General features: G+C 43.1%; 5 protein-coding genes. All 5 read left to right on the top strand.

What is annotated here, in order from left to right; all coding sequences use genetic code 11:
- Positions 1 to 376 precede the first annotated feature (376 nt).
- The 5 genes from AB4405_RS24110 (at position 377) to AB4405_RS24130 (ending at position 5,572) form a co-directional block, all read left to right on the top strand.
- On the top strand, positions 377 to 1,471 hold the full coding sequence (locus tag AB4405_RS24110) for a TRAP transporter substrate-binding protein (protein WP_372063092.1): 1,095 nt from the start codon (positions 377 to 379) through the stop codon (positions 1,469 to 1,471).
- A 159-nt stretch (positions 1,472 to 1,630) separates the two neighbouring features.
- Positions 1,631 to 2,185, top strand: coding sequence for a TRAP transporter small permease subunit (locus AB4405_RS24115; RefSeq protein WP_372063093.1), 555 nt, complete (start codon positions 1,631 to 1,633; stop codon positions 2,183 to 2,185).
- Positions 2,186 to 2,196: 11 nt separating this feature from the next.
- A complete protein-coding gene (locus AB4405_RS24120) occupies positions 2,197 to 3,480 on the top strand; it encodes a TRAP transporter large permease subunit (protein ID WP_102471533.1) in 1,284 nt (427 codons plus the stop codon).
- Positions 3,481 to 3,587: 107 nt separating this feature from the next.
- Positions 3,588 to 4,937, top strand: a complete 1,350-nt coding sequence (locus tag AB4405_RS24125) for a cache domain-containing protein (protein ID WP_102471534.1) — start codon at positions 3,588 to 3,590, stop codon at positions 4,935 to 4,937.
- Entirely contained in the window at positions 4,937 to 5,572 is a 636-nt protein-coding gene (locus tag AB4405_RS24130; RefSeq protein ID WP_102471535.1) for a response regulator transcription factor, read from the top strand. Before AB4405_RS24125 ends, AB4405_RS24130 begins: the two co-directional genes overlap by 1 nt.
- The last annotated feature ends 88 nt before the right edge of the window (positions 5,573 to 5,660 follow it).

Here is a 5,660-nt window from a genome sequence, read left to right on the forward strand (position 1 = left end):
CTTAAGTGAACGGCATTACCTTTCGAGGGGCTTTTTTTGTTCGTACCATCTTTATTTATGTGAATTGTTAGCGATAGATGTGATTAAGGTGACATTTTTGTATTCTTTTAATAATGAAAATACGTACGTGTATATTTTAAATTAATGAACCAGTTATTTTGTAATTTATTGATTAGAATGATGTTATTTGTTTATCTCGTTAATATCCTACGTATAAATACGTAATACCAAGGTCTGGTATGTCATCGTTACCTTTAGTTATGTGCGTGCTCGCACGAATACCCGATATTGATAATTCAATTCATAGTTACCTTGAACGTGAAACTTGGAGTGTTTGGAAGTCACTCTATATAAGAAACTACTCAAGGAACTGAAAATGAGTTTAATCAAGAAATCAGTCACTCGTGCATTAAAAAGTACCGCCATTATTGCTGCGACATGCTTTGCTTTTGTAGCAACCTCTGCCAGTGCAGATGACAAAGTTTACCGCCTAAAGCTTGCTGAGACATGGGGACCCAACTTCCCAATTTTTGGTGATGCAACGAAAAATATGGCCAAGATGGCTGAAGAAATGTCTAACGGCCGGCTGCAAATTCGTATTGACTCATCAAATAAACACAAAGCTCCGTTTGGCGTGTTTGATATGGTGAAATCAGGTCAGTATGACATGGGCCACTCCGCCTCTTATTACTGGAAAGGTAAAGTACCCAATACGTTGTACTTCACGACGATGCCATTTGGTATGACAGCGCCAGAGCAATACGCATGGTTCTATCATGGCGGAGGTATGGAGCTGATGGAAAAAGTCTATGCTCCCCATAATATGATGTCATTCCCTGGTGGTAACACCGATGTACAAATGGGCGGTTGGTTTCAAAAAGAGATTAACAGCGTTGATGATTTACAAGGTCTAAAAATGCGAATCCCTGGATTTGCAGGCGAGATTTTGGCGGAAGTGGGTGCGAAACCAACGAACATCGCATCAGGTGAACTCTATACATCATTAGAACGTCGCACAATCGACGCTCTGGAGTGGGTGGGGCCTTCCCTAGACTTGCGTATGGGTTTCCATAAAATCGCGCCATATTACTACACAGGGTGGCATGAGCCTGCTACTGAGCTTCAATTCTTAGTCAATCAGCGTACATGGAATAAATTACCAGATGATTTGAAAGCCATCCTACAGATAGCTATGAAAACAGCAGCTTATGATATGTATATCCAATCGACTCACGAAAGTGGGAAAAACTGGGCAACGATCCAGTCAGATTACCCAGATGTGAAAGTAAAAGACTTTCCACGCGAAGTCATCGATGCACTGCGTGATGCAAACGACAAGCTTCTTAAAGAGCATGCCGAAAAAGATGAAACTGCGAAGGAAATCCAAATGTCTCAAGCTGCGTACCTAGAGCAGGTTCGTTCTTGGACAGACATTGCGACGAAAGCTTACCTTAACAAGTTTGATGATTGATCCAATATAGTGGCGCTTAGCGCCACTTTCTTGCCCTTTTTAGTTTGATAAGCCTCAGATGACTAATATCTCAATATTATAACTATCTCACTTAATCACTATCTACTTTATAAGCACCGGAACGTTCAACACCAAACATACAATAATATGAGCGACGGGATGGAGTCTGGAATGCGAAGCCTAATATATATAGAAAGACTATTTAACAAAGTCGGGGACATGCTAGGCGTGTTATCGAGTCTTTTGTTTTTACTACTACTTCTCAACGTCGTGTATGACGTTGTGATGCGATACGTATTTAATGACGTATCCATTGCCTTCCAAGAAATGGAATGGCATTTATTTTCCGCGGTCTTTTTGCTTGGTGTGCCTTATGCCATTAAGGCGGGCGGTCATGTAAGAGTCGACGTATTTTATGAAAGATTGTCGGTTAAGGCTCGAGCGATCATTGATCTCATTGGCGCATTCGTATTCCTTTTCCCTTTTTGCCTTTTAGTTGCGTGGTTCGGAATTGATTTTGCCAAAGAAAGCTATGCACTGGGAGAGACATCAGGTGATCCAGGTGGTTTACCTTATCGATGGGTGATTAAAGCTATGATCCCGATTTCGTTTTTCTTTATGGCCATCAGTGGGGTGGGATTGGTGTTGCATTCGCTCAACAAACTGCTTAACCCTCATTTGATTTACGCTAATTCAACCGACTCAAAAGAATAAGGATTGTTTCCATGATCGGTATTGTCATGTTTTTTGTAGCCTTATTCGCGCTACTGTTAGGATTTCCTGTCGCATTTACCTTCGGAGGAATCGCGTTAATTTTTGGTGTCTGGGCTGAAGGGATCGAAATGTTTGCCTTCATGCCATATCGTATTCAATCCATTATGGAAAATACGGTACTGATGGCAGTCCCACTCTTTGTCTTCATGGGCTTGGTGTTACAAAAAACCAAATTGGCCGAGCAATTATTGGAGTCGATGGGGCGTTTGTTTGGCGGAGTACGTGGTGGTATTGCCATTTCTACGGTATTGGTTGGTGCACTGCTGGCCGCGTCAACAGGTGTCGTCGGTGCGTCGGTTGTGGCGATGGGTTTAATCTCCTTACCTGTTATGCTTAAATATAATTATGACAAAGGGTTAGCGTGCGGCACCATCTGTGCGTCTGGGACTCTGGGGCAGATTATTCCACCGTCTATTGTGCTCATTTTATTAGGTGATGTGCTGGGCGTCCCGGTTGGCGACTTGTTCCAAGCGGCGATCTGGCCTGGGCTTGTACTTGTTGGTGCGTATGTCCTTTATATCCTGATTTACGCAAAAATGAACCCTGAGGCCGCTCAACCCATCCCCAGAGATGATTCCATATCACGCTCTCAAGAGGTGAGAACCGCCTTGAAAGCGATAGTGCCTCCTTTGGCGTTGATCGTGATTGTACTCGGCTCTATCTTTGCAGGGGTCGCTACACCGACTGAATCCGCTGCGTTGGGTGGTGCAGGCGCGATTTTATTAGCAATAGCGTACGGTCAGTTTAATTTCCGAATGCTCTACGACGCGTCGAAAGAAACCGTTAAAGTCACGGCAATGGTGTTTGCTATTCTTTTGGGTGCGACAGCATTCTCGATGGCCTTTACCTACACGGGTGGAGATATGCTCGTTGAAGAGTGGATGCTTGAGTTACCTGGTGAAAAATGGGGCTTCTTAATCATTACGATGCTAGTAATTTTGATTCTGGGCTTCTTCATTGATTTCGTGGAAATCTGTTTCATTATTGTCCCTATGATCGCTCCAGTTGCCGAGATTATGGGGATCAACATGACCTGGTTTGCCATATTGGTCGCAATGAACTTACAAACCTCGTTCTTGACACCACCCTTTGGATTTAGTTTGTTCTATCTAAAAGGTGTGGCACCTGATGGTGTGACCACGAGAGATATTTATCGTGGGGTGATGCCGTTTATCGCAATTCAAGTCTTGGTCCTAGCGTCGTTATTGGCATTCCCTGGTTTTTATGGAATGTGATCTAATTATCGTTGTCGTGTATATCAGTTCATTTATTTAGCTGCCATGGTAATGTATCCCACGGGATGCATTGCCTATTACGGCGGTTGTAGTTAGAAAGGACTTCTATGCCACTCAAAGCGAAACTCATCTTGCTGACGCTATTGCCATTGATCATTTTAACGGCAAGCGTCAGCTGGATAGCCCTTCACCAAGCCAAATCTTTTGGCGAAAATGAAATAGAAATTTTCCGCGAAAGCTTGATTCGTTCAAAAGAATCGACACTCAAAGACACCGTTGAGTTAGCGTTTGATGCCATTGAATATGCCTACAACGATCCCGACCTTTCCGAAGCAGAAGCGCAATCACAGGTTCGAGATATCCTTGACAGACTTCGTTATGGGACGGATGGGTATTTTTTTGCTTATGACGAAACAGGGACCAATCTTGTTCATCCTATATTACCTGAGCTTGTAGGCAAAAATCTTTTAGACTTGCAAGACCAAGATGGTAATCATCTTATTGAGACGTTGCTATTCCAAGCCCAAGCTGGGGGTGGTTTTCACCAATATCTTTGGCAAAAACCGTCCACTGGAGAAATTGTTACTAAGCTGAGTTATGCCGCTTGGCTGGACAAATGGGATTGGATGATTGGTACGGGTTTGTACATAGAAGATGTGGCTCGCGAAGTTGCCGTGTTAAGAGCAGCGATTGATAAAAATATAGAAACGACCATGTTCTCTATTGTCACTATTTTTGCTGTGACAGTCGCAGTGATCATTGTTCTCACATTGGCCGTTAATTGGCACGAGCACAAGCTCGCAGATAAAAACCTAAAAGAACTAGCACATAAAACTGTGATGTTTCAAGAGGATGAAAGGAAACATCTTGCAAGGGAATTACATGACGGAGTAAACCAGTTGTTGGTGTCCAGTAAGTGCCACCTCGAGTTGATGGACACAAAAGCCGTCGATAACCGCTCCATTGGCCATCTAAGCAAATCACTATCATCTTTATCGGAAGCGATTATCGAAGTCCGCAGAATATCTCATCACCTTCGACCTAGTGCATTAGATGACATTGGCTTAGACGCAGCAATATCGAGCTTATTGCAAGACTTTAAAACGTACTCTCATGCGAATACTGAGTTGGTACTCGACACACAAGCATCTAAACTTAAATCTGAGGTCGCCACGACATTGTATCGCGTGGTTCAAGAGTCGTTGAATAATATTGAAAAGCACGCGGGTGCTACACAGGTAACGGTTTTCTTAAAGCAATTCGGTAATGTATTGCAGTTAATGATTCGAGACGATGGCATTGGGTTTGATGTCAGTAATGCATTAGCGACCCGAGGGATTGGGCTACGGAATATGCGAGAGCGTGTTGAGTTTATAGGCGGAGAGTTTGAATTAGTCAGTGATTATGGTGCGGGTACTGAGATTACCGTGCTACTGAAGCTAGAAGGAACAGAATAATGGATGAGCCGATCAAAGTGGTGATTGTTGATGATCACCAAGTCGTATTGGAAGGCTTTATTGCTCGACTAGAGCGCGAACCCGACATTAATGTGATTGCAACAGCAAGTAATGGCTTGGAAGCGGTAGAAGTGGTGAAAGTTCATCAGCCAGATGTGGTACTCATGGATGTTAGTATGCCAATTATGAATGGTATTGAAGCCACGCAATTACTGAAAGAAGAAATGCCAGAAGCGAAGGTGTTGATGCTGACGATGCATGATAATCGTGAATACATTATGAAAGTCATGCAAGCGGGTGCGGTGGGTTATATGCTGAAAGAAATCTCAGCAGAAAAAATGGTACAAGCAATTAAGACGGTCAAACAAGGATCGACGTATTTTTGTGAGTCTGTGACACAGACACTTTTCTCACAAGAAGTAGCCCCATCGCACAGTAAAACGAACCCATTAAGTCGCCGTGAAGAGTCTGTTCTCAAGTTGGTCGCACAAGGAAGTAGTAGTAAAAAAATTGCGCAGATGTTGAATATCTCTTATCGAACCGTGGAAACGCACAGGCAGAATATTAAGCACAAATTGGACTTACACTCGACAGCAGAGCTTGCTAAGTATGCGTTAGAGAATGGCTTAGGGTAGGGCAGAATTCTGTGTTGTGGCGATACAATATTATTTACCTTATTCCTTATATAAAAAGACCCGCATAAGCGGTAATGCCGTTCACTTA

It is taken from the genome of Vibrio sp. 10N.261.51.F12 (assembly GCF_041471725.1).
GTDB lineage: Bacteria > Pseudomonadota > Gammaproteobacteria > Enterobacterales > Vibrionaceae > Vibrio.